Raw genomic sequence first — 26,461 nt, forward strand, 5'->3', positions numbered from 1 at the left:
CTACAGGGCCAGGAAGGCGGCCGTCAGCAGGGTGATCCCCGCGCCCGCCATCAGCCAGGCCACGCGGGTCAGCCGCAGACCGCCCGCGACCACCACCGAGGCGAGCAGCAGGGCGCCCGCGAACGGGACCCAGGCGTACAGCAGGCCGGCCGGACCGCTGCGCACGACCTCGTCGCTGCCGGGCTTCACCGTGACCGTGTACGTCCGGCCCTTCTTCACCGCCACCGACTGATCGATGACCACACGGGCCCGCGCCCGCGAACCCGGCGACACCGGCGTGTAGGGCCCCGTGCACACCTCGCCCGAGCACGCCCGCACGGCGATCGTGCCCTGCTCCCGGCCCTTGCTCAGCATCACGTGCTGCGCGGTGCCCCAGGAGGCCCAGACACCCGCGATCAGGATGAGCCCGGTGACCAGTCCCATCGCCGCGAGCTGCCCGAACCGCAGCGCCGCGTACGCGCTCTGACTGGAGGTGACGGCACGCATGGCGGGGATCATTGGCCATGGCCGCGCGCTCGGTCAACTCCGGTGGGGGACAAGTCGGCAGTTGTGCGCGTACATCGACCGTCCGGCCGTCGTGCGCGGCCCTCCCCGGCCGTCCCCCGCGGGCTCCCGGGCCGTCCCTCAGGAGTTGTACGTGCTCTGGGCCCGCTCCAGGCCCTCGATCACCAGGCACTCCGCCGCGTCCGCCGCCCGGTCCACGAAGTAGTCCAGTTCCTTGCGCTCGGCCGACGCGAAGTCCTTCAGCACGAAATCCGCGACCTGCATACGGCCCGGCGGGCGCCCGATGCCGAACCGCACCCGGTGATAGTCCGCGCCCATCGCCTTCGTCATGGACTTCAGCCCGTTGTGGCCGTTGTCGCCGCCGCCCAGCTTCAGCCGCAGCACCCCGTAGTCGATGTCCAGCTCGTCGTGGACCGCCACGATGTTCGCCGTCGGCACCTTGTAGAAGTCCCGCAGCGCGGTCACCGGGCCACCCGACAGGTTCATGTACGACATCGGCTTGGCCAGGATCACCCGGCGGTTCGCCGGACCGGGCGGACCGATCCGCCCCTCGATCACCTGTGCCTGCGCCTTGCCCGCCCGCTTGAACTTCCCGCCGATCCGCCCGGCCAGCAGATCGGCCACCATGAAGCCCACGTTGTGCCGGTTCATGGCGTACTCGGGGCCAGGGTTGCCGAGGCCCACGATCAGCCAGGGCGCGTTGGCGTCGGTCGTCACGTCCGTGTCTCCCATGTGTCCGTGATACGCGGCAGCCGCCGCTCCCGACAGGAGCGGCGGCTGACACGGATGAAGATTTCCGGGGGGATCAGGCCTCGGCGGCCGCGTCGCCGGACTCGCCCTCGGCGGCCGGCTCCTCGGCCTGCGCCGACAGGACCTGGATGACGACCGCGTCCTCGTCGATCGCCAGCGTGGTGCCCTTGGGGAGCTTGATGTCCTTGGCGTGGATGGAGGCACCGGCCTCCAGGCCCGCGATGGAGACGGTGACCGACTCCGGGATGTGGGTGGCCTCGGCCTCGACCGTCAGGGTGTTCAGCACGTTCTCGACGAGGAAGCTGCCCGGGGCCAGCTCGCCCTCGGTCTGCACGAAGACCTCGACGATGACCTTCTCGCCGCGCTTCACGAGGAGCAGGTCGACGTGCTCGAGGTGGCCCCTGATGGCGTCGCGCTGGACAGCCTTCGGGATCGCGAGCTCGGTCTTGCCGTCCAGGTCGAGGGAGAGCAGGACGTTCGGCGTACGCAGGGCGAGAAGCAGCTCGTGGCCCGGCAGCGTCACGTGGACCGGCTCGGTGCCGTGGCCGTAGACGACACCGGGGACCTTGGCCTCACGGCGGATGCGGCGGGCGGCGCCCTTGCCGAACTCGGTACGGGCTTCGGCGGCGAGCTTGATCTCGGACATGTCCACTCCTCGTAGAACTTGGGGAAAGAGGTCACCCGGCCAAAACATCGGCCTGCTACGAAGAGCGCGTCGATAACGGACCGCCGTACCCGCTTCTGAAAGCGGTACGGCCTCCCTCGCCGAGCAACTGTGACAGCTTACGGGGCGGGGAGGCCGTACATGAAATCGATCTAGGCGACCGGTGGAACCGAGGGTCAGTGCTCCTCGAACAGGCTCGTCACCGAGCCGTCCTCGAAGACCTCGCGCACCGCGTTCGCGATCGTCGGCGCGATCGAGAGCACCGTGATCTTGTCGAGCTCCAGCTCGCCCGGGGTGGGCAGGGTGTCCGTGAAGATGAACTCGCTGACCTTGGAGTTCTTCAGACGGTCGGCCGCCGGGCCGGAGAGCACGCCGTGCGTGGCCGTCACGATGACGTCCTCCGCGCCGTGCGCGAACAGCGCGTCGGCCGCGGCGCAGATGGTGCCACCCGTGTCGATCATGTCGTCGACGAGCACGCAGACGCGGCCCTTCACGTCGCCGACCACCTCGTGGACGGTGACCTGGTTGGCGACGTCCTTGTCGCGGCGCTTGTGCACGATGGCCAGCGGAGCGTCGAGACGGTCGCACCAGCGGTCGGCGACCCGCACCCGGCCGGCGTCCGGGGAGACGACGGTGAGCTTGGACTTGTCGACCTTGGCGCCCACGTAGTCCGCCAGGATCGGCAGCGCGAACAGGTGGTCCACCGGACCGTCGAAGAAGCCCTGGATCTGGTCCGTGTGCAGATCGACCGTGAGGATGCGGTCCGCGCCGGCCGTGCTCATCAGGTCCGCGATCAGACGCGCCGAGATCGGTTCACGTCCGCGGTGCTTCTTGTCCTGCCGCGCGTAACCGTAGAAGGGCACGATCACCGTGATGCTCCGGGCGGAGGCCCGCTTCAGAGCGTCGATCATGATCAGCTGTTCCATGATCCACTTGTTGATGGGAGCCGTGTGGCTCTGCATCAGGAAGCAGTCGGCGCCGCGGGCGGACTCCTGGTAGCGGATGTAGATCTCGCCGTTCGCGAAGTCGAAGGCCTTGGTCGGGACAACCCCGACACCCAGCTTGTGGGCGACCTCCTGGGCAAGCTCGGGGTGGGCGCGGCCGGAGAAGAACATCATCTTCTTCTCGCCGGTCGTCTTGATCCCGGTCACAGCACTGTCTCCTCAGAGGTCTTCTCAGTGGGCGTGAGAGGTCTTCTCAGCTGGGTTGCGAGAGGGCGTCTCAGCTGGGGTGCGGGTGTGCACTTATCACGGTACGCCGTCCCGGACGTCCCGCTTTCCGGTCAGGCTTCGCCGTCCGGCTCCCGGGAAGCGGTCTCCGCGGCCTTCGCCGCCGCGCTTCCCGGACGCTTGCGGGCCACCCAGCCCTCGATATTCCGCTGCTGGCCACGGGCCACGGCCAGTGAGCCGGGCGGCACGTCCTTGGTGATGACCGAGCCCGCCGCGGTGTACGCGCCGTCCCCGACCGTGACAGGAGCCACAAACATGTTGTCCGAACCCGTACGGCAGTGCGAGCCGATCGTGGTGTGGTGCTTGTCCTGCCCGTCGTAGTTCACGAAGACGCTGGCGGCGCCGATGTTCGAGTACTCGCCGATCGTCGCGTCACCCACGTACGACAGGTGCGGGATCTTCGTGCCCTCGCCGATCGTCGCGTTCTTCGTCTCGACGTACGTACCGACCTTGGCCTTCAATCCGATCCGCGTCCCCGGACGGAGATACGCGTACGGTCCCACGTTGGCCTGCGGTCCCACCTCGGCGGTGTCGGCCACGGTGTTGTCGACCCGGGCGCCGGCGCCGACCCGGGTGTCCTTCAGACGGCAGTTGGGCCCGACCTCGGCACCCTCGGCCAGATGCGTGGCGCCCTGGAGCTGCGTCCCCGGGTGCACGATCGCGTCCTGCTCGAAGGTGACCGTCACGTCGACCCAGGTCGTCGCGGGGTCGATGACGCTGACGCCGGCCAGCATGGCCCGGGTGAGCAGCCGGTCGTTCAGGATGCGGCGCGCCTCGGCGAGCTGCACGCGGTTGTTGATACCGGCGATCTCGCGGTGGTCGGCGGCGACGGCGGCACCGACGCGGTGACCGGCCTCGCGCAGGATCCCGAGGACGTCCGTCAGGTACTCCTCGCCCTGGCTGTTGTCCGTGCGCACCTTGCCGAGCGCGTCGGCGAGGAGCTGTCCGTCGAAGGCGAAGACGCCCGAGTTGATCTCACGGATCGCGCGCTGCGACTCGCTCGCGTCCTTGTGCTCGACGATCGCGGTGACCGCGCCGCTGGCACCGTCCCGCACGATGCGGCCGTAGCCGGTGGCGTCGGGGACCTCGGCGGTCAGCACGGTGACGGCGTTGCCGTCGGCGCTGTGCGCCGAGGCGAGCGCGAGCAGGGTCTCGCCGCTGAGCAGGGGGGTGTCGCCGCAGACCACGACGACGGTGCCGTCCACGCCGTCGCCCAGCTCTTCGAGGCCCATCCGCACGGCGTGCCCGGTGCCGTTCTGCTCGGCCTGGACCGCGGTCCGGACGCCCGGGTCGATCTCCGCGAGGTGCCCGACGACCTTCTCGCGGGCGTGGCCCACCACGACGACCAGGTTCTCGGGGTTCAACTCGCGCGCTGCGGCGAGCACATGGCCGACGAGGGAACGTCCGCAGATGTCGTGCAGGACCTTGGGCGTGGCCGATTTCATACGGGTGCCCTCACCCGCTGCGAGAACGACGACGGCTGCCGGGCGATTGGCGCTCACGGGTTTGCCCTTCGGCTTCGGATGGCTGGGGGGTGGACATCCGCAGGATACCGGGGCGAATCAGGAGGCATGTGGGAGAGGGCCCTGATAGAGCTGTCAGGGCCCGAACCAAGGTCTGGTGTGCTGTGGCTCCCCCGCAAGGATTCGAACCTTGTCCTACTGGTACCAAAAACCAGTGTGCTGCCGTTACACCACGGGGGATGGCCCTTGAGACCTTACCCGAGTCGGCTCTGGGTATGGGCCACGATTCCGCCCCACCAACCTTCGATGCGGCAGTAGAGCTCGGCCCCTTGCAGAACCCGGATGACGAGGCAACCGCGGTACCCGGCGCCGACGTTCTTGCGGACAGTCTTGGGATTGTGTTTCTTGAGTGTCGTCGGCTGGAGGGCGGCGGCGTCGATGTCGACGAGGTCGGCCCAGTACTGCTCGGCGGTGGCCACATCCGCGGATTCGTGGATCATGACGCGGAAGCGCAGCCGTTCTCGCGGCACGTCCAGCAGATCCAGCCATGCGAGGTAGACCTGGATCACTCCGGGGTCGCTGTTGATGAAGATGACGGATTCCCGGCGCTGGTACGGCTTGCTCTTCTGTCCCTCGGCCCAGTAGAGGGCCACTCCTGCCATGAACAATTCCCGGTCGGACAGTTCCCCGACGGACTCGGCGGCCTGCCGCTTGGTTCCCTCGCGTACCTGATCCTGCTCGGCGCGTAGCCGTGCGAGTCCCGCGTTCATGCGGGCCCGCTGCTCCTCCGGCGTGCAGCGGGGTTCCGGATGGGGCAGATCCCGTACCCAGAGTGATACGGAACTCTTCGAGCAGCCCAGCTCCGTCTGGATCTCGCCGTATGTCCAGCCCTGCCCTCGCAGCTCACGCGCCCTCGCCCGCAGGTCGTCCTTCGCGTTCGGGCGCTTCGTCCACTCTGGGGGTGGCTCGCCCGCGACGAGGCGTTGGAGAGTCTCCTTGTTGTGGACCTGGAGTTCGTCCCTGATCTGCCGGAGGCTGAGCCCCGCCCCGCGTAGAGAGATCGCCTGCTCTCGTAGCGCTTCGAAATCCGCGTACTTGCCGAGTGAATGTGCCATAGGCGTACCATCCGGGCGGAATGAGGCGTTCCGGTGTCGAACGGTGAGCGATTCAGTAGTTCGAGGGATATCGGCAGGTTTCGCTTCTGTTCGATGGCGGGGTGTGGTGTAGGCCAGTAGGCAAAACTCACCGGAAATGGGCCGGGGGGCGACCGTAGGCTGGAGGCATGACCACGACGGGGGAAGAGCACACCGCGGCCGGGACCGGGCCGTGGTGGTGGGTCGGATGGCGCGGTGCGGTGCTGGACGCGGGGCTCGCTCTTGCGTCCGCGGTCGAGTGCGGCGGCGAGGGGGTCCGCTTCGCGCACGACGCGGGACTGCCCGCCCCGGTGGGCGTCGCGTTCGGGACGATCGCCGGGTCCGTGCTCCTGGTGCGGCGGAAGTGGCCGATCGCGGTCGTCCTGGTGTCCATCGCGATCACGCCCGCCCAGATGGGCTTTCTGATGGGGCTCGTCGGGCTCTACACGCTCGCCGCTTCCGAACTGCCGCGGCGCATCATCGCGGCGCTGGCGGGGATGTCCTTCGCCGGCATGCTGATCGTCACGTTCGTCCGGGCGCACCAGGGCGTGGGGCGCGGGGACGTGTCGATGGGGGACTGGTTCGTCCCGTTCGCCTCCCTCACCACGGCGATCGGGATGACCGCGCCGCCCGTGCTGCTCGGGCTGTACATGGGGGCCAGGCGGCGGCTGATGGAGAGCCTGCGGGAGCGGGCGGACTCGCTGGAGCGGGAGCTGCAACTGCTCGCGGAGCGGGCGGAGGAGCGGGCGGAGTGGGCGCGCAACGAGGAGCGCACCCGGATCGCGCGGGAGATGCACGACGTGGTCGCGCACCGCGTCTCCCTGATGGTGGTGCACGCGGCGGCCCTTCAGGCGGTCGCGCGGAAGGATCCCGAGAAGGCCGTGAAGAACGCCGCCCTGGTGGGGGACATGGGGCGTCAGGCGCTCACGGAGCTGCGGGAGATGCTGGGCGTGCTGCGCACGGGCGGGCTGGACGCGCGGGTGCCGTCGGTGCCGTTGGCGGCTGTGGGGGTGGCCGCGGCTGCCGCCGCCTCGCGGGCGGCGGGCGACTCCGGGGCCGGTGAAGGGCCGAGTCTGGCGGAGATCGACGAGCTGATCGGGCAGTCGGCGGCGGCGGGGATGGTCGTGGCGCTGTCGGTCGAAGGGGACCTGCGCGCGTACGCCCGGGAGATCGAGCAGACCGCCTACCGGGTGGTGCAGGAGGCGTTGACGAACGTCCACAAGCACGCGGCGGGGGCGAAGACGTACGTCCGGCTGGCGCATCGGGTGTCCGAGATCGCGATGCAGGTGGAGAACGAGTGTCCGCCGGAGGCGGGGGCGGGGTCGCCGGTGCGCCTGCCCAGCGGGGGGAACGGGTTGCTGGGGATGAGGGAGCGGGTGGCCGCTCTGGGGGGTGTGTTCGTGTCGGGGCCCACGGACGCGGGTGGGTTCCGGGTGTCGGCGGTGATCCCGGCGTAGCCCTCCGGGCCGTCTCCGGGTGCCGGGTGCGTGGTGCGTGGTGCTCGGTGGCGGGTTCGTGTTCGGCGTTCGGGTGCGTCGTGGGTCGGGGCCGCGCCGGTACATCCGCCCGCATCCGGACGGATCCCGGCGGCGTCGCGAAGTGGGCGTGGGTGGCGATCCGTCCGGCCTGCGGGCATGTGATGTACCGGCACGTCCCCTCACGCCGGATCCCGGCTGCGGGTGCGTCGTGGGGGTCCTTCCGGCCCCGGCCGGGGAGAGTTCAGCCCCTCCCGCCCGCTGTTCGGGCGCGGGAAGGCTTCAGTCCCTCCGGCGTTTGAGGAGCGGGGTCTGGGGGCGGAGTCCCAGGGGTGATGGGGGTCCCCCTGGTCGAGCGAAGCCGAGACCTTGGGGGAGGGCAGGGGCGGAGGGGCGAAGAGAACCGGCCGGGGTCAGGTCGCGGTGAGGCGGGGTGGTGCCGTGCCGGTGAGGAGGGTGGTGAGGGCGGCGTCGATGTGGGGGCCGAGATACCAGTCGCCGGTGTGGTCGAGGGTGTAGACCCGGCCCTCGGCGTCGATGGCGAGCAGCGCGTGGGAGTCGGACTCCTCGCCGAGAGGGCAGACCTCGGTGTCGAGCGCACGCCCGAGATCGCCGAGGGTGCGTGCCATGTGCAGCCCGTGCAGGGGGTCGAGATGGAGCAGGGCGGGGGCGAGTTGGCGCCCGGGTCCCTTGGCGCCGACGCGCAGCCCCCCGAACTCCGCCCATGCCTCGACCGCCGCGGGGAACACGGCGTGCCGGTGGCCGGCCGGCGACGCGTGTCCGCGCAGCTCGTCGGCCCAGTACTCGGCCTGCTTTATGTCCCAGCGTCCCGGCTGCCATCCCGCCGAGCGCAGTGCGGCGTCCACGGGTTCGGGGAAGCGTGACGTGGGTCCCCCTTGTCCGGGAGGGGAGAAGAAGCTGGGGGAGGAGCGTTCGGAGTGCATCTGCCCTTCGTTCGTCGAGGGTCGGGACATCGGCGTCGCGGGACGCCGTCACAAGTACGTATGCGGGAAAGGGGGAGTTCAGGCGTCCGGTGCCGCCGGGTCGACGACGCGTACGCCGAAGTGGTCGCTGAGCGCCGTGCAGGAGCGGCAGGGCGCGGCGAAGCTGCCGTGCAGCGGGTCGCCGTCCTCGCGGATGCGGCGCGCGGTGAGCTTGGCGCCCTTGAGGGCCTTGCGGGCCTCGCCGTTGGTCAACGGTTTGCGGATGGCGCGCCTGCTGCGTTCCGCGTCGACGGTCGCGATGTGCCGGGAGATCAGGATGGCCTCGGCGCAGCGGCCCGTGAAGCGGTCGCGCTGCACGTTCGTGAGGGTGTCGAGGAAGTCCTGGACCAGTGGGTGAAGAACGGGTGGCTGGTCGCCGCGGGCGGCCGTGCCGGTGAGGGTGGCGCCGCGGACGGAGAGGGCGGCGGCGACGGTGGGAAGTATGCCGTCGCGGCGGTACAGCAGGGTGGGGGCGTGCAGCGCCTCGGCGCTGCTCCACCCGACCCGGGGGTCCCCGGACGTGCCCGTATGCGTCGCGTTCATGATCGTTTTTCCCTCCCGTGCATCCCCCGGTGCGGAGACAGACTGCCAAATGCGGTGGCTGGAGCGGTAGCTGGGGCGCCGCGACACGCCAGGTCTTCGGCTTACGGTCACGGCGGGGTGACGGCTGGTCACGGAACCGGAGGCCCGGTGACCGGTGTCGTACAACCGAATAGGCTGTCGACATCCGCGCTCCATCCAGCTACTGAGAACGCCGCAGGGGGCAACCGCCATGACGACAGGTCGGCTCGGGCTGGGGACACCACCCAGCCGCCAGGCTGGGGGACACGGCGCGCCGCCGAACGCGGCCTACGCCGGGCAAGTCGTGCACTTCCCGGATCCGGTCCGGGCCGCACGCCATCCCAGAGGCGTGCGGATCGACGAGCGCGGTTATCCCGACTTCTCGCTCTACGCGCGTGCCGCGGCGGAGATCGCCGAGCCCCCGGAGGGTTTCGGCGTCGACGAGTTGCGGCTGACGGACTACGTCTCCGCGAACGCCGCTCTCGCCGCGTCGGGGCACGATCTGTGGGACACCATCGCGCCGGTGGCGACGCCACACGGCTGGACGTGGCATCACGTGGCGGGCACCCGGCGGCTGGAGTTGGTGCCGGTCGAGGTGAAGGCGCTGCTGCGGCATCACAGTGGTGTCGCGACCACGGCCGTCGACCATTCCAAGCGGGGGACGCGGCCGTTGCAGGAGACGCGGCCCGCGCACTTCGGGCTGCCGAAGTCCTCGGTCGCGGTGACCGAGCAGCAGGTGCTGGGGGTCGAGGAGGACCTCGGCTACCGACTGCCGGGCGCCTATCGGTCGTTCCTGAAGGCGGCGGGCGGGTGCGCGCCGGTCGGCGCGGCGCTCGACGCCGAGCTCGGACTGCTGGTGGACCAGCCGTTCTTCACCGTGCGCGACGAGGCCGCCGTCAACGACCTCGTGTACGTCAACAAGTGTCTGCGCGACCATCTGACCAAGGACTACCTCGGTGTCGGTTTCGTGCAGGGCGGTCTGCTGGCCGTGAAGGTGAAGGGCGACCGGATCGGATCGGTCTGGTTCTGCGCGTTCGACGATGCCCGTGACCAGGACGCCTGGGCGCCGGCCGAGCGGGTGCAGCGGCTTCTGCTGCCGTGCGGTGACGACTTCGACCAGTTCCTGTCCCGGCTCGCCGGCGAGCCGCCGGAGCTGGAGACGGTGGCGAATCTGATGGTGGACGGCGGGTTCGCGTACGCCGTGCCCGTCTCTTCGGCGGCTTCGGCGTCGTCGGTGTCTTCGGTGGGGGAGTGAGGTTGCGATGGTGACCTTCGCACAGGCGCAGGAGCGCGCGGAAGAGTGGATCAACGGGGACGTGCCCGGGTACCAGCACCGCGAGGTGCGGGTACGCGAGTTCGAACTCGGTTTTGTCGTATGGGCGGAGGACCGGGCCGAGGGCCCGCGTTCCGACGGGGGCGCGCAGCGGCTCGTCATCGCGCGGGACAGCGGGGAGGCCACGCTGTGGCCCGCGCTGCCGGTGGGTGAGGTCATCCGCCGGTACGAGGAGGAGTACGGGGCACCGGACGCCTCCCCCGAACCGGCGCCGGCGCCCGCGGCCCGGGTCGACCTGAATCAGACGTCGTTCCTGCTCAGCCCCCCGGAGTGGCTGCAGGAGGCCGCGGACCGGATGGGGATCCCGGACCGGCGTACGGGGGCGGGACCGTCCGCCTCCGACGGGGCGGGGTCGCGTCCGGCCGCCGCCGCGAACGGGGCTTCCGGGGGCGGGAGTTCACTTCCGGGCGCGCCCGGGGATTCCGGGGGGCACGGAATACCGTCCACGCCGGGAGCGCACGCCGCTTCCCCGGCCGCGGCGGCGTACTCCGCGACTCCCGCGCCGGGCGTGCCGTCGGCTCCCGGTGGGGCCACGCCGTGGCCGGCCGCCGCGACCGACGACGACGAGGTCAGCGGTCCCCGGGACGCGAGGCCGGACGTTCCCGCCGACGCGACCCCGTGGGCGGGGACGGACACCAACGCCGATCCCGGCGACGACCGTTCCGTACCGCTGCCGGCGACCGTGTTCGCGCCGCCGCTGACCGACGCCGACGATTCGCGCACCCCGCCGCCCGCCACGGCGCACGCCCAGACCGCGATGATCTCCGGGGGCAGCCGACTCCCGCGTACGACACTGTCGCCCGTGGCCGGTGACCCGAACTCCCCCGCGCCGTCCGGTTCTTCACCGGGGCACGCTCTGCCCGGCGGTCCGCCGCCCGGCGCGTCTTCGTACGGGTATCCGCAGGGGCCCGGCGCGCAGGGCCCGCCGCCCGGCGCCTCCGCCTACGGCTATCCGCAGGGCCCGGGCGCGGGTCCGGGCACACCGCCGCCCGGTGCGCCCGTTCCCGGTGGCCCGCAGGGGACGCCTCCGCCGGGTGCGCCCGCGTACGGCTTCCCGCAGGGCCCGGGCACACCGCTGCCGCCCACCGCCCCGTCGCGACCGCTGCCCCCGAACGCCGGTGACATCGCCGACGCCGCGACCAGCAAGGCGCAGGCGCCGCCCCGAGGGGCGCGCGGCGGCGGGGCGACCGCTCCGCATCCGCCGGGCGTCCCCGGGATGCCGGGGGCGCGGCCGGACAGTCCGCCGCCGCCGACCGGGCCGGGCGCCCCGGGTGCGCCCGCGGGCGGATACGTGCCGACGCAGCTCGTCTCGCAGCTCGGGCCGGACGGGCCCGAGGGTGTTCCCGGTGCGCCCCAGCAGCCCGCCGCCACGCCTCCGGGCGGTGGAGTCCACCATGCCGCCACGATGCTGGCGGGGCCCGCGGTGGGCGGGCCCGGCGCTCCGCAGCCGCCCGGTGCCCCCGGTGGGCCCGGCGCCCCGGACGCGCCGTGGCAGCAGGCCGGTCCCGGTGTGCCGAACCCGCCGGGCGCCATGCCTCCGGGGGAAGCGCACCACGCCGCGACGATGCTGGCCGGGCCTCCGGTGGGCGGACCAGGCGCTCCGCAGCCGCCCGGTGCTCCTGGGATGCCCGGTGCTGCTCCCGGTGCGCCGCAGCCTCACGGGGGCACGCCTCCCGGCGGGGTGCACCATGCGGCGACCATGTTCGCCGGGCCTCCCGTCGGGGGCCCGGGTGCGCCGCCGCCTCCGCAGGTCCCCGGCATGCCGCTGGGCGCCCCTCAGCCGTTGCCCGGCCAGCCCATGCCCGGCCAGCCGATGCCCGGTCAGCCGATGCCGGGGCAGCAGCCGCCCGCGTACGGCTATCCGCAGACGGGGCAGCCGACCGTCGGGCCCGGCTATCAGGCCGTGCTGCGGTACCGGGCGCAGGACGGTTCGGAGCAGCAGCTCATCCGGCGGTCCGCGCCGGGCACACCGCATCCGGAGTGGCAGATCCTGCACGAGCTGCGCGCGATGAACGTGCCGCCGCAGCAAGTGCTGGAGTTGCACACGGAGTTGGAGTCCTGTGAGCTGCCGGGCGCGTACTGCGCGCGGATGATCAGGGAGACCTTCCCGCAGGCGCGGATCACGAGCATCGCGCCGTACGGCACCGATCACGCGAGCCGTCAGCAGGGAATGCATCAACTCCTTGCGCATCAGGGCGAGTTGCATCAGGTCGCGGACGGTCCGGCCCGTCCGGCGCCGGTACGGGCGCCGATCCCGCCGGTGCATCCGTCGCCGCCGATCCCGCCGGAGGCGATCGGTCAGGAACTGGCGGCCGCGTTCGGGCCGGGGATGTTCCGGTTCGACCAGGCGGCCGTGTCGCGGCAGGGCGTGCCCGACATCGTGGCGCACACCCTGGTCGTGGCCGGGCTGCCGGTCGACATGGGACCGTTCTTCTGGGCACAGGCCCAGCCGGGCCGTCCGGTGCCGACGCTCGCCGAACTGGCTCAGGAGCGCGGGGTGGCGGCCTCTCAGGACGCGGGCTCGTACCTCGTCATGGGCAGCGACTTCGGCAAGGCGATCTGCGTCCAGTACGGCACGGCGAACATCGTCGCCGTGCCGGTCGAGGCCGGCCCCGGGGGCGCTCCGGTGCCGCCGCAGTTCGTGAACACCGGTCTGCCCGAGTTCGCGCGCTGTCTCGCGCTGCTCGGCCGGATGTGGCGGCTGCGGTTCGGTCTCAACCAGGAGCAGGCGGGCCGCTGGACCGTCGACTTCCAGGCGCAGCTCGCCTCGCTCGACCCGGCGGCGCTCGCCTCCCCGGAGAGCTGGTGGTCGGTCCTGCTGGAGGAGATGTGGGACGGCTTGCTCTAGCGGCGACCCGGTAGGGGAACGGCGGGACGGCCAGGACGACGGCAGGACGACGGCAGGACGGATGAGGCGCTCGACCCGGACGACGGGTCGGGCGCCTCGTTCGTTCGTACGGGTGGCGTGTTCGTTCGTGCGGCGCGGCCGTCCCGACCGGTGGCGTGTGTGTCCCGCGCGCCGGTGGAGGGCGCCGGCGGGAGGGCCGTACGAAGGCGGAACCCCCTCCTGTCCGGGCGTCCTGACGGCGTCGGGTCGTCAGCGTGCCTCGGGCCGCTGACCTCAAATGACAGGCGTAGGGCCCGTCTCCGCCCGAATGGACGGGCGGAGTGTCGCGTTATGAACACTTCCGTGCGATCCATCAAGATGTGCGCGAAATCGTCTTTTCGTGTGTGTCGGGCGGAGAGGGGTCCAAGGATGAGCAGCACACCGGTGTCGCAGCACGGCTTCGTGGCCGTACGCGGACGTGGCTACCGTCCCGAACAGGTCGACGCGTACGCCGCGGCGCTCTCCCGGGGCCGCGACGCCGCGTGGGAGCGGGCCGCCCGGCTCACCGTGCTGGCGAGGGACATGGAGGCAGAGGCGGAGCGGTTGCGGGAGGCCGTGACGCGGCTCGCCCCGCAGACGTACGAGGAGCTCGGCGAGCGGGCGCGGCGGATCTTCCAGCTCGGCGAGGAGGAGGCCGAGGCCCTTCGGGAAGAGGCGCGGCGCGCGGCCCGTTCGGAGGCCGAGGAGGCCGCGGCCGCGGGGCGCGAGGTGCGGGAGGCGGCGCGGGCGTACGCCGACGGGGTGCGCGACGAGGCGGAGGAGTGGGCTTCGCGGCGGCTTCTCGAGGCGCGTGCCGAGGCCGACGCGGTACGGATCTCGGCGCGGCGGGAGGTCAAGGAGAAGCGCGGGGAGGTGCTGACCGTGCTGCGCGAGGTGCGGCGCCGGACGGAGGCCCTGGTCACCGAACAGGAGGCGGAGCACACCGCGCGGTGGGCGGAGGCCGAGCGGGCCGACGCCGAGCGTGAGGCCGCGTCGGAGGCGCGGCATCTCGAACGCGCGGAGCGCGCCGAGGAGTCGCTCGCCCGGGCCGCGAGGGCCCTCGCCGAGGCGAAGGAGTCGGACCGGCACCGGCAGGAGGACGCGGCGGCGCGGGCCGCCGAGGTGCTCGCCGAAGCGCGGGTCCTGGAGGAACGGGTCGCCCGGGAGACCGAGCGGGTGCTGCGCGAGCACGGGGAGCGGTGGGATCACGTACGGGCCCACATGGACCACGTACGAAGCAGCCTCACGTCCCTCACGGGGCGGGCCCCGGCCGAGTAGCCCCGCTCCGCGGGCCCGCACCCCCCGCTCCGCGGCGGGTCGCTTCGCCGCTCCGCGGCGGTTTCCCACCCGCCCAGCCCGTCTCGCCCGGTCAAGAGGGCGCCCCCTCGCCCCCCTCAAGCCCCTTCACCGCCCCCTCCGTATCGCCCCCGCCAGAATCCATGTCTCCACCGCCTCGTACTGCCTTCGCTGTACCTCCGCGGTGCGGCGTCCCGAGACCATCGTTCCGATCCAGCCGTAGGCGAACCCCAGGGGGATCGACACGATGCCGGTCGTGGTGAACGGGAACCAGTTGAAGTCGGCGTCCGGGAACGCGGCGGCGGGGGAGCCGGAGACGAGGTTGGTGCCGGGCATGAGGACGAGGACGGTGAGGGTGCCGCCGATGAGGGTGGCGAGCAGGCCGGTGCGGGTGTAGCGGCGCCAGAAGAGGCTGTAGACCAGCGCGGGCGCGATCGCGGAGGCGCCGATGCAGAAGGACAGGGTCACCAGCGGCTGCAGGCTGCGGTGCTGGGCGAGGGTGGCGAGCAGGATCGCCGGTGCCCCCACCGCCAGCGCCGAGACACGGGCGAGGAGCATCTCCCGGCGCGGGGAGAGTTCGTCGTCGTGGCGACGGCCCCGGAAGAGCCGGCTGTGCGCGAACACGTCGTGGGCGAGGGAGTTGGCGCAGGCCAGGATCATCCCGGCGACGGACGCGAGCAGCGTCAGGAAGATCGCTGTCGTCACGGTGGTGAACAGGAGGGTCTCGGCGGTGGAGACGGAGGCACCGAAGACGGCCCTGGAGCCCAGCAGATAGGCCGTGTTGCCCTGCGGATCGGCCGCCGCGATGCCGGCGCGCCCGACCATGGCCGTGGCGCCGAAGCCGATGACGCTGACGATCAGCACGAACAGGGCCACGCACGGCACCGCCCAGGACAGCGACCGGCGCACCTGGCGGGCACTGTCCGCCGTGTACATGCGCATGGTGATGTGCGGGAGGCAGGCGCCGCCGAGGACGACCGTCAGCTCCGAGGTGATCATGTCCAGGCGGGGGCTGGCGCCGCCCGCGAACTGGAGGCCGGAGCGCAGGAAGGCGTCTCCCACGCCGCTGTTCCCGGCGGCGGCGGCCAGCAGGGTGCCGGGGTTCCAGTCGAAGCGCTGCAGGACGAGCACGGCGACCACCGCGCCCGAGCCGAGCAGCATCACGATCTTCAGGATCTGGATGAGGGCGGTGCCCTTCATGCCGCCGATCGCCGCGTAACTGATCATCAGCGCGCCGAGGCCGATGACACAGCCGGTCTTGAGGGAGTCGCCGGAGAAACCGAGGATGAACGCCAGCAGGTCGCCCGCGCCCGCCAGTTGGACCAGCATCAGGGGCAGCAGCGCCACGATGGTCACCGCGCAGGCCGTGTTGCGGACGGCGCGGCCCGGCGTCCGGCGCGCGAGCGCGTCGCCCATGGTGAACCGGCCCGCGTTGCGCAGCGGTTCGGCCAGCAGGAACATCAGCAGCATCAGGGAGAGGGCCGTGCTCAGGGCGAGGACGACCCCGTCGTAGCCGGCCAGCGCGATGACACCGCCGGTGCCGAGCACGCTCGCCGCGGAGATGTAGTCCCCGGCGATCGCGAGGCCGTTGCGCATCGGGGAGAGCGATCCGTAGCCGGTGTAGAACTCGTCCAGGTCGTCGCGGTCCGGGCCGGTCATCACGCACAGCAGCAGGGTGATCGTGGCGACGGCCGTGAACGCCACCAGCGACATGGCCTGCGCGGAACTGGTGAACCCCGTCATCGTGCCGCCTCCCGCTTCGCGTCCAGTTCGGTCTGCTTGCGGATCCGGTCCGCGATCGGGTCGACGCGCCGGCGCGCGGAGTGCTCGTACAGCCAGATGGCCAGGCAGGTGACGGGGACCTGGAGCAGGCCGAGCAGCAGGCCGGTCGACAGTCCGCCGGACACCGTGCTCGTCATCAGCGACGGCGCGAACGCCGACAGGATGAGGAAGAGGGTGAAGTAGCCGAGCGCGGTGAGGGTCGCGACCCGCCGTTGCCGGCGGTAGGCGCCGCGCAGGAGCCTGATGTCGCTGTGCTGTCCGAGGGGCGGGTGGCGGGGCATCCGCCGTCGCGGGGGCTCGGGGGACCGGGGCGGCGGCTGCCAGGGGTACGTCAGCCGGTCGGGAGCGGGAGCGGGAGCGGGGGCGTCGCCGGGCGGCGGATATCCGGCGTGCTGGGGGTGATGGGCTTGGCGGGGGTAGTCGGGTTGCTCGTCGTAGGGCGGGTTCGGCTGGTACGGCTGCCGGTACAGGGGGTTCCGGGGAGGCTGGGGCGGCGGGTACTGCCGTTGGTACGGGCGCTGCTGACGTGGCCTCGGGTGCTCGGGGGACGAGAACGGGTCTGGCATCCCGGTTCTCCTTGCGTGGCTCGGGTCCGGTGCGGGACCGCAGGGAGCTGGGGGGTGAGCAGCGCACGCTACTCGTAGGTAGCGGGAGTGCGCGACTGTTTCAACGAACTGGGCGGTCGGTATGCGCTTACTTCGGTGACCTGGGGTGTTACCCGCGTTCACCTGTGGAGTTTCCCTGGAGCCGCCCTGGAGGTTCCTCGGGGTTCACGTGTGGGAAGCGAGTGCTCCCGAGTGACGGATGGGGGCGAGGTTTCGCGTCGCGGCCGGTGCCGCGGGTGGGTTCCCGCACCGAGGTCGAGGCGCCGGGCGGGACCTCGGGCCGCGGTCAGTGCGTGGGGTCCGCGGACTCCGTGGACTCCTTGAGCACCGGGAAGCGGCGCGGTGCGACGAACAGCAGGACCAGGAAGGCGAGGGCGGCGGCACCGGCGGCGCCCAGATAGACGGCGTGGACGGCGTCGGCGACCGCGTGGCGCAGCCGTCCCGCCGGAGCGCCCGAGTCCAGCGCGCGGGTCACCGCGTCGAGATCCCCAGCACCGCCGAGCCGCGCGGCCAGCACTCCGTTGGCGACGGCGCCGAACAGGGCGGCGCCCAGGGTCTGTCCGGTCTGCCGGCAGAACAGGACGGAGGCGGTGGTCGTCCCGCGTTCGGCCCACCCGACGGTGGACTGGACGCCGATGATCAAGGGGAGCTGGAAGAGCCCGAGCGCGCCGCCCAGCAGCAGCATCAGCAGGGCGGGCTGCCACGGCTCGCCCGGGTAGGGCAGGAGGGGGAAGGCGAGCAGGAGCAGGCTCGCCGTGCCGATGCCAAGCACCGCGGTGTTGCGGAAGCCTATGCGGCGGTAGACGTGCTGGCTGAGCGCCGCGGACACCGGCCAGCTCAACGTCCATACGGAGAGCACGAATCCGGCGGCTACCGGGGCGAGGCCGAGGACCGCCTGCGCGTAGGTGGGCAGGAAGACCGTCGGCGCGACCATGAGCAGGCCCAGCGCCCCGAGCGCCAGGTTGACCGCGGCGATCGTCCGGCGGCGCCACACCCAGCCCGGGATGATCGGCTCGGCGGCCCGCCGCTCGACGGCCACGACGACCGCGACCAGGCCGAGGCCGGTGCCGAACAGGGCGACCGAGGGGGCCGAGAGCCAGTCCCAGGCGACACCGCCCTGCACCAGCGCGGTCAGCAGGACACCGCCGCAGGCGAACACCGCGAGGGCGCCCGCCCAGTCGATCCGGGGCCGCCGGGTGAGCGGGGCCCGCTGCGGTTCGCGCAGATGACGGACGATCAGCCACAGGGCGAGGGCGCCGACCGGCAGATTGACGAGGAAGATCCACCGCCAGTCGGCGTACGCCGCGAGGACTCCGCCCAGGGCGGGACCCGCGATGGCCGAGGTCGCCCACACCGTGGACAGCTTGGCCTGGATCTTCGGGCGCTCCCCGAGCGGGTACAGATCGGCGGCGAGGGTCTGCACGGTGCCCTGGAGGGCGCCGCCGCCCAGGCCCTGCACGACGCGGAAGGCGATGAGCGCGGCCATGTTCCAGGCGGTGGCGCAGAGCAGTGAGCCGAGGAGGAAGACGGCGGCGCCCGCCACGAGGACCGGTTTGCGGCCGAAGGTGTCGGAGAGCTTGCCGTAGACGGGGAGCGTGACCGTGACGGCCAGCAGGTAGCCCGAGAACAGCCAGGAGAAGACGGAGAATCCGCCGAGGTCGCCGACGATCTGCGGAACGGCGGTGGACACGATGGTGGAGTCGAGCGCGGCGAGGCCCATCGCCAGCATGAGCGCGGCGACGACGGCACGGCGGCGCCGGGTCTCGGCAACGGTCGTGCGGGGAGGGTCTTCCCGCACGACCGGTATCTCGGTGTCACCCTCGCCCACGGGATTCCTTCCCCCTGCATCTATCCGCCGGGAACAGCTTCCCACTTGAGCCTCACGCCGGGGGAGGGTGGAGGCTGTGCGGGCCCCGGGGTGGAGCCGACCCCTAGGAGTTGTCCACCGACGGGTGGAGGACCCCTAGGGGGATCTCCGTACCAGGGCTCGGGGAGGGTTCGTCCCGCCGGAGGACGAGACGGGGCGGGGGGCGTCCTTAACCTGGCTTTACGCCGTCGGGGGCGCGCTCCGGTCGTACGGACCGCACCCGCGGGGGTGGGGTTTTCCCCAGCAGAAGACGGGGCCGTGCACCAGCGCGTCCGACCCCCTCGCGGCACCAGACTTACGGACGTGGCCGACGTACCGCGTCCCAACGGCGCGGACCTCCGCGGCCGTCGCACCCGCTCAGACACTTTCGACGACCAGCAGTTTCCCCTGCTGACCGACTTAGGAGACATACCGTGACATCGGCTGTAAGCATTCCCAGGCACGAGGGCACTGGAGGGCGTACGGCCGTCGCGGCGCGGGCGCGTCAGGTCGTCAAGGCGTACGGGTCCGGCGAGACCCGCGTCGTCGCCCTCGACCAGGTCGACGTGGACATCGCGCGGGGCCGGTTCACCGCGATCATGGGCCCCTCGGGCTCCGGCAAATCCACCCTGATGCACTGCCTCGCCGGGCTCGACACCGTCACCTCCGGCCAGATCTTCCTCGACGAGACCGAGATCACCGGACTCAAGGACAAGAAGCTGACGCAGCTTCGCCGGGACCGGATCGGCTTCATCTTCCAGGCGTTCAACCTGCTGCCGACGCTGAACGCCCTGGAGAACATCACGCTCCCGATGGACATCGCTGGCCGCAAGCCCGACCGGGCGTGGCTCAACCAGGTCGTGGAGACCGTCGGTCTCGCGGACCGGCTCAAGCACCGCCCCAACCAGCTCTCCGGCGGCCAGCAGCAGCGCGTCGCGGTGGCCCGGGCACTGGCGGCCCGCCCCGAGATCATCTTCGGTGACGAGCCGACCGGAAACCTCGACTCCCGGGCCGGCGCCGAGGTGCTGGGCTTCCTGCGGCGCTCGGTCGACGACCTGGGCCAGACCATCGTGATGGTCACGCACGACCCGGTGGCCGCCTCGTACGCGGACCGCGTGCTCTACCTCGCGGACGGCAGGATCGTCGACGAGATGCACCAGCCGACGGCCGACCAGGTCCTCGACCGCATGAAGGACTTCGACTCCCGCGGGCGGACGTCATGACCGTCCTCAAGACCTCGATGCGCAACTTCTTCGCGCACAAGGGACGCATGGCGCTGTCCGCCGTGGCGGTCCTGCTGTCGGTGGCCTTCGTCTGCGGCACTCTCGTGTTCACCGACACGATGAACACGACGTTCGACAAGCTCTTCGCGGCCACCTCCTCCGACGTGACGGTGCTGCCGAAGGCCGCCAAGAGCGACGACACCCCGCAGAACGGCAGGCCCGAGTCGGTGCCGGCCTCCGTGCTGGCGCAGACGAAGCGGACGGACGGCGTCAAGTCCGCCGAGGGCGCGGTCAGTTCGCTGAACGTGACCGTCGTCGACAGCCACAACAAGAACATGGGCTCCACCACCGGCGCCCCGACCATCGCCGGCAACTGGACGCGCAACGACCTCCGTTCCACGGAGATCAGCTCCGGCCACGCCCCCCGCGGACCGGCCGAGGTGATGGTCGACGTCGACACCGCCCACAAGCACCACCTGAAGCTGGGCGACGAACTGCGCACCATCGCGGTCACCGGTGACTTCAAGGCCAGGATCGTCGGGATCGCCACCTTCAAGGTGACCAACCCCGGTGCCGCCGTCGTCTGGTTCGACACGGCCACCGCCCAGCGCGAACTGCTCGGCTCCACCGGCCGGTTCACCCAGATCAACGTCACCGCCGCGCCGGGCGTCTCCGACGCGCACCTCAAGGGGAACATCTCCGGCGCGCTCCACGGGTCGTACAAGATCCAGACGCAGAAGGAGAACGCCGACGAGAACCGCCAGGGCGTCGGCCAGTTCATGAACGTCATCAAGTACGCCATGCTCGGCTTCGCCGGGATCGCGTTCCTGGTCGGCATCTTCCTGATCATCAACACCTTCTCGATGCTGGTCGCCCAGCGCACCCGCGAGATCGGCCTGATGCGCGCCATCGGCTCCTCCCGCAAGCAGGTCAACCGCTCGGTGCTGGTCGAGGCGCTGCTGCTCGGCGTCGTCGGCTCGGTCCTCGGCGTCGCCGCGGGCGTCGGCCTCGCGGTCGGCCTGATGAAACTCATGGCGTCCATGGGCATGGACCTCTCCACGCGTGACCTGACCGTCAAGGCGGCCACCCCGGTCATCGGCATGCTCCTCGGGGTCGTCGTCACCGTCCTGGCCGCCTATCTGCCGGCCCGGCGCGCGGGCAAGGTCTCCCCGATGGCCGCGCTGCGTGACGCCGGCACCCCGGCGGACGGCAAGGCCGGTCTCGTCCGCGGACTGATCGGCCTGGCCCTGACGGGTGCCGGAGCGTTCGCGCTCTACTCGGCGGCCACCGCCCACAAGGCGAGCGACGGCTCACTGGTCCTCGGCGCGGGCATCGTCCTCACCCTGATCGGCTTCGTGATCGTCGGCCCGCTGCTGGCCGGCGGCGTGGTCCGGGTGTTCAGCGCCGTCCTGCTGCGGATGTTCGGCCCCGTGGGCCGGCTCGCCGAGCGCAACGCGCTGCGCAACCCGCGCCGCACCGGCGCCACCGGCGCGGCCCTGATGATCGGCCTGGCGCTGGTCGCCTGCCTGTCGGTGGTCGGCTCGTCCATGGTGGCCTCGGCGACCGACGAGCTAGACAAGTCGGTCGGCGCGGACTTCATCGTCCAGGGCCAGCAGCGGATCGTGCCGCAGGCCGAGAAGGCCATGGAGGCGAGCCCGGGCCTGGTCCACGTCACCCGCTACAAGGACATCGCGGCGAAGCTGACCTCGCCCGACGGACAGGCCGACAACGCCGGGATCACCGCGGCCGACCCGTCGTACGCCCAGGACCTGCGGCGCAAGACGACCGCCGGCGACCTGGCGGCCGCCTACGGCGAGAACGCCATGTCGGTGGGCTCGAAGTACGCCAAGAAGCACGGCGTACGGATCGGCGACAGCATCACCGTCGCCTTCAAGGACGGCGCCACGGCCAAGCTCAAGGTCGCGGCCATCACGGACGACGACGTCGCCATCGACCACGAGGTCCGCTACACCAGCATCGAGACGATGAAGAAGTACCTGCCCGCGAGCAGGATCCCGCCGAACGAGATCATGTTCGCCAAGGCCAAGCCCGGCCAGGAGAAGCAGGCGTACGCGGCCCTGAAGAAGTCCATGGAGCCGTACCCGCAGTACCAGGTCCGCGACCAGACGGACTACAAGCAGCAGCTCAAGGACCAGGTGGGCCAGCTCCTGAACATGGTCTACGGCCTGCTGGGCCTGGCGATCGTGGTGGCGATCCTCGGTGTGGTGAACACCCTGGCGCTGTCGGTCGTCGAGCGCACCCGCGAGATCGGCCTGATGCGCGCCATCGGGCTCTCCCGCCGCCAGCTCCGCCGGATGATCCGCCTGGAGTCGGTCGTCATCGCCCTCTTCGGCGCCCTCCTCGGGCTGGGCCTCGGGATGAGCTGGGGCGCCACCGCCCAGAAACTCCTCGCCCTGGAGGGCCTGAAGGTTCTGGAGATCCCCTGGCCGACGATCATCGGGGTCTTCATCGGCTCGGCCTTCGTGGGTCTGCTGGCCGCTCTGATCCCGGCGTTCCGGGCGGGCCGGATGAACGTACTGAACGCGATCGCCACCGACTAGCCGCTCGGCGCGCGGTCGAACGAACGGTCCACCGCGTACGGGGGTCGCGGTGGACCGGACGGGCCCGGCCTGAGGAGAGTCACTCTCCTCGGACCGGGCCCACGGTCCGTTCCGTTCCGGTCCGTTCCGTTCCGTTCCGTTCCGTTCCGTTCCGTTCCGTTCCGTTCCGGTCCGGTCCGGTCCGGTCCGTTCCGTTCCGTTCCGGGCCGTTCCGTTCCGGGCCGGACGCGGAGCACCGCCCGGGTCCTGCCCGGGCCTCGGCCGTTCCTGCCCGGTTCCTGCCCGGTCGTGACCGGTTCCTGTCCGGGTCCCGGTCGTCCCCGCCCGTTCCTGCTCGGGTCCCGCCCGGGCCTCGGCCGTCCCCGGCCGTTCCCGGGGCGCGTGGTTCCGGTCGTGGACTGTGGTGGAGCGGCGGCAGAACGGTGCCGGGGGTGCCGCCGAGTGGCGACGGGCTGTGCCGCCGGGATGTGCGGCGGGTCGCGGAACGGGACGGGGGCCCTCGGCGGACGGTCACGCGCGAGGGGGCGCGGAGTCGTAGGCTGGATGCCCCCGGCCCGTCCCACGTGTCGGGCGTCTCGCGTTGCCCACTCCCCGGGATGGAAGCCCTTCATGAGCCTGCACGGTCTGCTCGACGCCGTCGTCAAGGACGCCGCCCTCACGGAGGCGGTGAAGGCCGCCGCCGACGGCAACCGGATGCACATCGACCTGGTCGGCCCACCGGCGGCACGCCCGTTCGCCGTCGCCGCGCTCGCCCGCCAGACCGGCCGTACGGTGCTGGCGGTGACGGCCACGGGCCGCGAGGCCGAGGACCTGGCCGCGGCCCTGCGCTCCCTGCTCCCGCCGGACGGCGTCGCCGAGTACCCGTCCTGGGAGACGCTCCCGCACGAGCGGCTCTCACCCCGCTCGGACACCGTCGGCCGGCGCCTCGCCGTCCTGCGGCGCCTTTCCCACCCGCGCCCCGACGACCCCGAGACCGGCCCGGTGTCCGTCGTCGTCGCTCCCATCCGCTCGGTCCTCCAGCCACAGGTCAAGGGCCTGGGCGACCTGGAGCCGGTCGTCCTGCGCACCGGCCTGACCGCCGACCTGGGCGAGACCGTCGCCGCGCTCGCGGCAGCCGCCTACTCCCGCGTCGAACTCGTCGAGAAGCGCGGCGAGTTCGCCGTCCGCGGCGGCATCCTGGACGTCTTCCCGCCCACCGAGGAACATCCTCTGCGCGTGGAGTTCTGGGGCGACGACATCGAGGAGATCCGCTACTTCAAGATCGCGGACCAGCGCTCCCTGGAGGTCGCCGCACACGGCCTGTGGGCCCCGCCCTGCCGCGAACTGCTGCTCACGGAGGACGTGCGGGCACGGGCCGCGGCCCTCGCCGAGGCCCACCCGGAGCTCGGCGAACTCCTCGGCAAGATCGCCGAGGGCATCGCCGTCGAAGGCATGGAATCGCTCGCCCCGGTCCTCGTCGACGACATGGAACTGCTGCTGGACGTCCTGCCCGAGGGCGCGATGACCGTCGTATGCGATCCGGAGCGGGTACGGACCCGGGCCGCGGACCTGGTGGCGACCTCGCAGGAGTTCCTGCAGGCGTCCTGGGCGGCCACGGCCGGGGGCGGCGAGGCACCCATCGACGTCGGCGCGGCCTCCCTGTGGTCCATCGCGGACGTACGGGACCGGGCGCGCGAGCTGGACATGATGTGGTGGTCGGTCTCGCCGTTCGCCGCCGACCTGGACCTCACGGACGCCTACGCCGGGGGCGTGGGGGACACCCTCAAGCTGGGCATGCACGCCCCCGAGACCTACCGGGGCGACACCGCCCGCGCGCTCGCCGACACCAAGGGCTGGCTGGCCGACGGCTGGCACACGGTCTACGTCACCGAGGCGCACGGCCCGGCGGCCCGCACCGTCGAGGTGCTGGGCGGCGAGGGCATCGCAGCCCGCCTGGACATCGACCTCACCGGGATCGGCCCCTCCGTCGTACACGTGGCCTGCGGCTCCATCGACTACGGCTTCGTCGACCCGGCACTGCGCCTCGCCGTCCTGACGGAGACCGACCTCTCCGGCCAGAAGGCGGCCGGCAAGGACGGCGCCCGGATGCCGGCCCGCCGCCGCAAGACGATCGACCCGCTGACCCTGGAGACCGGCGACTACATCGTGCACGAACAGCACGGTGTCGGCCGCTACATCGAGATGGTCCAGCGCACCGTCCAGACCGCGACCCGCGAATACCTCGTCGTCGAGTACGCCCCCGCCAAGCGCGGCCAGCCCGGCGACCGCCTCTACATCCCCACCGACCAGCTCGAACAGATCACCAAGTACGTCGGCGGCGAGGCCCCGACCATGCACCGCCTGGGCGGCGCCGACTGGACCAAGACCAAGGCGCGCGCCAAGAAGGCGGTCAAGGAGATCGCCGCGGACCTGATCAAGCTGTACTCGGCGCGGATGGCCGCCCCGGGACACGCCTTCGGCGCCGACACGCCCTGGCAGCGCGAACTGGAGGACGCCTTCCCGTACGCGGAGACGCCCGACCAGCTCACGACGATCGCCGAGGTCAAGGAGGACATGGAGAAGACGGTCCCGATGGACCGCCTGATCTGCGGCGACGTCGGCTACGGCAAGACGGAGATCGCGGTCCGCGCCGCGTTCAAGGCGGTGCAGGACGGCAAGCAGGTCGCGGTCCTCGTCCCCACGACCCTGCTGGTGCAGCAGCACTTCGGCACGTTCTCCGAGCGCTACTCGCAGTTCCCGGTGAACGTCCGCGCCCTGTCCCGCTTCCAGACGGACACCGAGGCCAAGGCGGTCCTGGAGGGGCTGCGCGAGGGCTCGGTGGACCTCGTCATCGGCACCCACCGCCTGTTCTCCTCCGAGACCAAGTTCAAGGACCTGGGCCTGGTCATCGTCGACGAGGAACAGCGCTTCGGCGTCGAGCACAAGGAGCAGCTCAAGAAGCTCCGCGCCAACGTCGACGTCCTCACGATGTCCGCGACCCCCATCCCCCGTACGCTCGAAATGGCCGTGACGGGCATCCGCGAGATGTCCACCATCACCACCCCGCCGGAGGAACGGCACCCCGTGCTGACCTTCGTCGGCCCGTACGAGGAGAAGCAGATCGGCGCGGCGATCCGCCGTGAACTCCTGCGCGAGGGCCAGGTCTTCTACATCCACAACCGGGTCGAGTCCATCGACCGGGCGGCCGCCCGCCTCAGGGAGATCGTCCCGGAGGCGCGGATCGCCACGGCCCACGGCCAGATGGGGGAGCAGGCGCTGGAGCAGGTGGTCGTCGACTTCTGGGAGAAGAGGTTCGACGTGCTGGTCTCCACGACGATCGTCGAGTCGGGCATCGACATCTCGAACGCCAACACGCTGATCGTGGAGCGCGGCGACAACTTCGGCCTGTCGCAGCTCCACCAGCTCCGCGGCCGGGTCGGCCGCGGCCGGGAACGCGGCTACGCCTACTTCCTGTACCCGCCGGAGAAGCCCCTCACGGAGACGGCCCACGAGCGGCTCGCGACGATCGCCCAGCACACCGAGATGGGCGCGGGCATGTACGTGGCGATGAAGGACCTGGAGATCCGCGGCGCGGGCAACCTGCTCGGCGGCGAACAGTCGGGCCACATCGCCGGAGTCGGCTTCGACCTGTACGTACGCATGGTGGGCGAGGCCGTCGCTGACTACCGCGCCTCCCTGGAGGGCGGGGTGGAGGAGGCGCCGCCGCTGGAGGTCAAGATCGAGCTGCCGGTCGACGCGCACGTCCCGCACGAGTACGCGCCCGGCGAGCGGCTGCGCCTCCAGGCGTACCGCTCCATCGCCGCCGCGAACACGGAGGAGGACGTCAAGGCCGTACGCGAGGAACTCGTCGACCGCTACGGCAAGTTGCCCGAGCCCGTCGAGAACCTGCTCCTCGTGGCGGGCCTGCGGATGCTCGCGCGCGCCTGCGGGGTCGGCGAGATCGTCCTCCAGGGAAACAACATCCGCTTCGCGCCGGTGGAGTTGAGGGAGTCCCAGGAGCTGCGCCTGCAGCGCCTGTACCCGGGAACCGTCATCAAGCCGACGGCCCACCAGGTCCTCGTCCCCCGTCCGAAGACCGCGAAGGTGGGCGGAAAGCCGCTGGTGGGACGGGAGTTGCTCGGCTGGACCGGGGAGTTCCTGGCTTCGATCCTCGGGTCCTAGCGGTTCCCTCCCGTACCGAGTGCCTG

At 71.6% G+C, this 26,461-nt stretch carries 18 protein-coding genes and 1 tRNA gene; 7 read left to right on the forward strand and 12 right to left on the reverse strand.

Annotation, left to right across the window (positions count from 1 at the left end; all coding sequences use genetic code 11):
• The 7 genes from ACIQRL_RS12330 to ACIQRL_RS12360 all read right to left on the reverse strand — a co-directional run bounded on the left by ACIQRL_RS12330 (window position 1) and on the right by ACIQRL_RS12360 (window position 5,725).
• Window positions 1-498 (reverse strand): hypothetical protein, encoded by a 498-nt coding sequence (locus ACIQRL_RS12330; RefSeq protein WP_401330533.1) that lies wholly within the window; start codon window positions 496-498, stop codon window positions 1-3.
• 126 nt (window positions 499-624) lie between these two features.
• Window positions 625-1,236 carry an aminoacyl-tRNA hydrolase gene (gene pth, locus ACIQRL_RS12335; protein ID WP_401330536.1) on the reverse strand — a complete coding sequence of 204 codons (612 nt, stop codon included), beginning with the start codon at window positions 1,234-1,236 and terminating at the stop codon, window positions 625-627.
• A gap of 73 nt (window positions 1,237-1,309) precedes the next feature.
• The gene (locus ACIQRL_RS12340; RefSeq protein ID WP_401330539.1) at window positions 1,310-1,900 is read right to left on the reverse strand and encodes a 50S ribosomal protein L25/general stress protein Ctc; all 591 of its coding nucleotides are present in this window, start codon (window positions 1,898-1,900) and stop codon (window positions 1,310-1,312) included.
• A gap of 194 nt (window positions 1,901-2,094) precedes the next feature.
• Window positions 2,095-3,069: a ribose-phosphate diphosphokinase gene (locus ACIQRL_RS12345; protein ID WP_401330541.1), complete on the reverse strand. Its 975-nt coding sequence runs from the start codon at window positions 3,067-3,069 to the stop codon at window positions 2,095-2,097.
• 131 nt (window positions 3,070-3,200) lie between these two features.
• The gene (gene glmU / locus ACIQRL_RS12350) at window positions 3,201-4,649 is read right to left on the reverse strand and encodes a bifunctional UDP-N-acetylglucosamine diphosphorylase/glucosamine-1-phosphate N-acetyltransferase GlmU (RefSeq protein ID WP_401330544.1); all 1,449 of its coding nucleotides are present in this window, start codon (window positions 4,647-4,649) and stop codon (window positions 3,201-3,203) included.
• A gap of 126 nt (window positions 4,650-4,775) precedes the next feature.
• Window positions 4,776-4,850, reverse strand: a tRNA-Gln gene (locus tag ACIQRL_RS12355).
• A gap of 14 nt (window positions 4,851-4,864) precedes the next feature.
• Window positions 4,865-5,725 (reverse strand): hypothetical protein, encoded by an 861-nt coding sequence (locus ACIQRL_RS12360; protein ID WP_401330547.1) that lies wholly within the window; start codon window positions 5,723-5,725, stop codon window positions 4,865-4,867.
• A 167-nt stretch (window positions 5,726-5,892) separates the two neighbouring features.
• Here ACIQRL_RS12360 and ACIQRL_RS12365 point away from each other — a divergent pair, with 167 nt between their 5' ends.
• Window positions 5,893-7,200, forward strand: coding sequence for a sensor histidine kinase (locus ACIQRL_RS12365; RefSeq protein ID WP_401330549.1), 1,308 nt, complete (start codon window positions 5,893-5,895; stop codon window positions 7,198-7,200).
• A 431-nt stretch (window positions 7,201-7,631) separates the two neighbouring features.
• On the opposite strand, the gene ACIQRL_RS12370 is transcribed toward ACIQRL_RS12365, so the two are convergent.
• Both ACIQRL_RS12370 and ACIQRL_RS12375 read right to left on the reverse strand, forming a co-directional pair.
• A complete protein-coding gene (locus tag ACIQRL_RS12370) occupies window positions 7,632-8,162 on the reverse strand; it encodes an SUKH-3 domain-containing protein (RefSeq protein WP_401330552.1) in 531 nt (176 codons plus the stop codon).
• A gap of 78 nt (window positions 8,163-8,240) precedes the next feature.
• Window positions 8,241-8,744, reverse strand: coding sequence for a YwqJ-related putative deaminase (locus tag ACIQRL_RS12375; protein ID WP_401330555.1), 504 nt, complete (start codon window positions 8,742-8,744; stop codon window positions 8,241-8,243).
• A 229-nt stretch (window positions 8,745-8,973) separates the two neighbouring features.
• Here ACIQRL_RS12375 and ACIQRL_RS12380 point away from each other — a divergent pair, with 229 nt between their 5' ends.
• The 3 genes from ACIQRL_RS12380 to ACIQRL_RS12390 all read left to right on the forward strand — a co-directional run bounded on the left by ACIQRL_RS12380 (window position 8,974) and on the right by ACIQRL_RS12390 (window position 14,239).
• Window positions 8,974-10,017 (forward strand): SMI1/KNR4 family protein, encoded by a 1,044-nt coding sequence (locus ACIQRL_RS12380; RefSeq protein ID WP_401330558.1) that lies wholly within the window; start codon window positions 8,974-8,976, stop codon window positions 10,015-10,017.
• A gap of 7 nt (window positions 10,018-10,024) precedes the next feature.
• Entirely contained in the window at window positions 10,025-12,943 is a 2,919-nt protein-coding gene (locus ACIQRL_RS12385) for an SUKH-4 family immunity protein (RefSeq protein WP_401330561.1), read from the forward strand.
• 408 nt (window positions 12,944-13,351) lie between these two features.
• Window positions 13,352-14,239 carry a cellulose-binding protein gene (locus ACIQRL_RS12390; RefSeq protein WP_401330563.1) on the forward strand — a complete coding sequence of 296 codons (888 nt, stop codon included), beginning with the start codon at window positions 13,352-13,354 and terminating at the stop codon, window positions 14,237-14,239.
• 126 nt (window positions 14,240-14,365) lie between these two features.
• Here the strand turns inward: ACIQRL_RS12390 and ACIQRL_RS12395 are convergent, their stop codons facing one another.
• From ACIQRL_RS12395 to ACIQRL_RS12405, 3 genes are all read right to left on the reverse strand, one after another.
• Window positions 14,366-16,000, reverse strand: a complete 1,635-nt coding sequence (locus tag ACIQRL_RS12395; protein ID WP_401330565.1) for a cation acetate symporter — start codon at window positions 15,998-16,000, stop codon at window positions 14,366-14,368.
• The gene (locus ACIQRL_RS12400; RefSeq protein WP_401330835.1) at window positions 15,997-16,374 is read right to left on the reverse strand and encodes a DUF485 domain-containing protein; all 378 of its coding nucleotides are present in this window, start codon (window positions 16,372-16,374) and stop codon (window positions 15,997-15,999) included. Before ACIQRL_RS12400 ends, ACIQRL_RS12395 begins: the two co-directional genes overlap by 4 nt.
• A gap of 556 nt (window positions 16,375-16,930) precedes the next feature.
• Window positions 16,931-18,442 (reverse strand): MFS transporter, encoded by a 1,512-nt coding sequence (locus tag ACIQRL_RS12405; protein ID WP_401330837.1) that lies wholly within the window; start codon window positions 18,440-18,442, stop codon window positions 16,931-16,933.
• A gap of 482 nt (window positions 18,443-18,924) precedes the next feature.
• On the opposite strand from ACIQRL_RS12405, the gene ACIQRL_RS12410 reads away from it, so the two are divergent.
• From ACIQRL_RS12410 to mfd, 3 genes are all read left to right on the forward strand, one after another.
• Complete coding sequence (locus ACIQRL_RS12410) at window positions 18,925-19,713, forward strand: ABC transporter ATP-binding protein (protein WP_401330568.1); 789 nt, start codon at window positions 18,925-18,927, stop codon at window positions 19,711-19,713.
• Entirely contained in the window at window positions 19,710-22,274 is a 2,565-nt protein-coding gene (locus ACIQRL_RS12415) for an ABC transporter permease (RefSeq protein WP_401330570.1), read from the forward strand. The genes ACIQRL_RS12410 and ACIQRL_RS12415 overlap by 4 nt, the downstream gene beginning before the upstream one ends.
• A 609-nt stretch (window positions 22,275-22,883) precedes the next feature.
• On the forward strand, window positions 22,884-26,435 hold the full coding sequence (mfd, locus tag ACIQRL_RS12420) for a transcription-repair coupling factor (protein WP_401330572.1): 3,552 nt from the start codon (window positions 22,884-22,886) through the stop codon (window positions 26,433-26,435).
• The last annotated feature ends 26 nt before the right edge of the window (window positions 26,436-26,461 follow it).

The organism is Streptomyces sp. NPDC091209 (genome assembly GCF_044757755.1).
Lineage (GTDB): Bacteria > Actinomycetota > Actinomycetes > Streptomycetales > Streptomycetaceae > Streptomyces.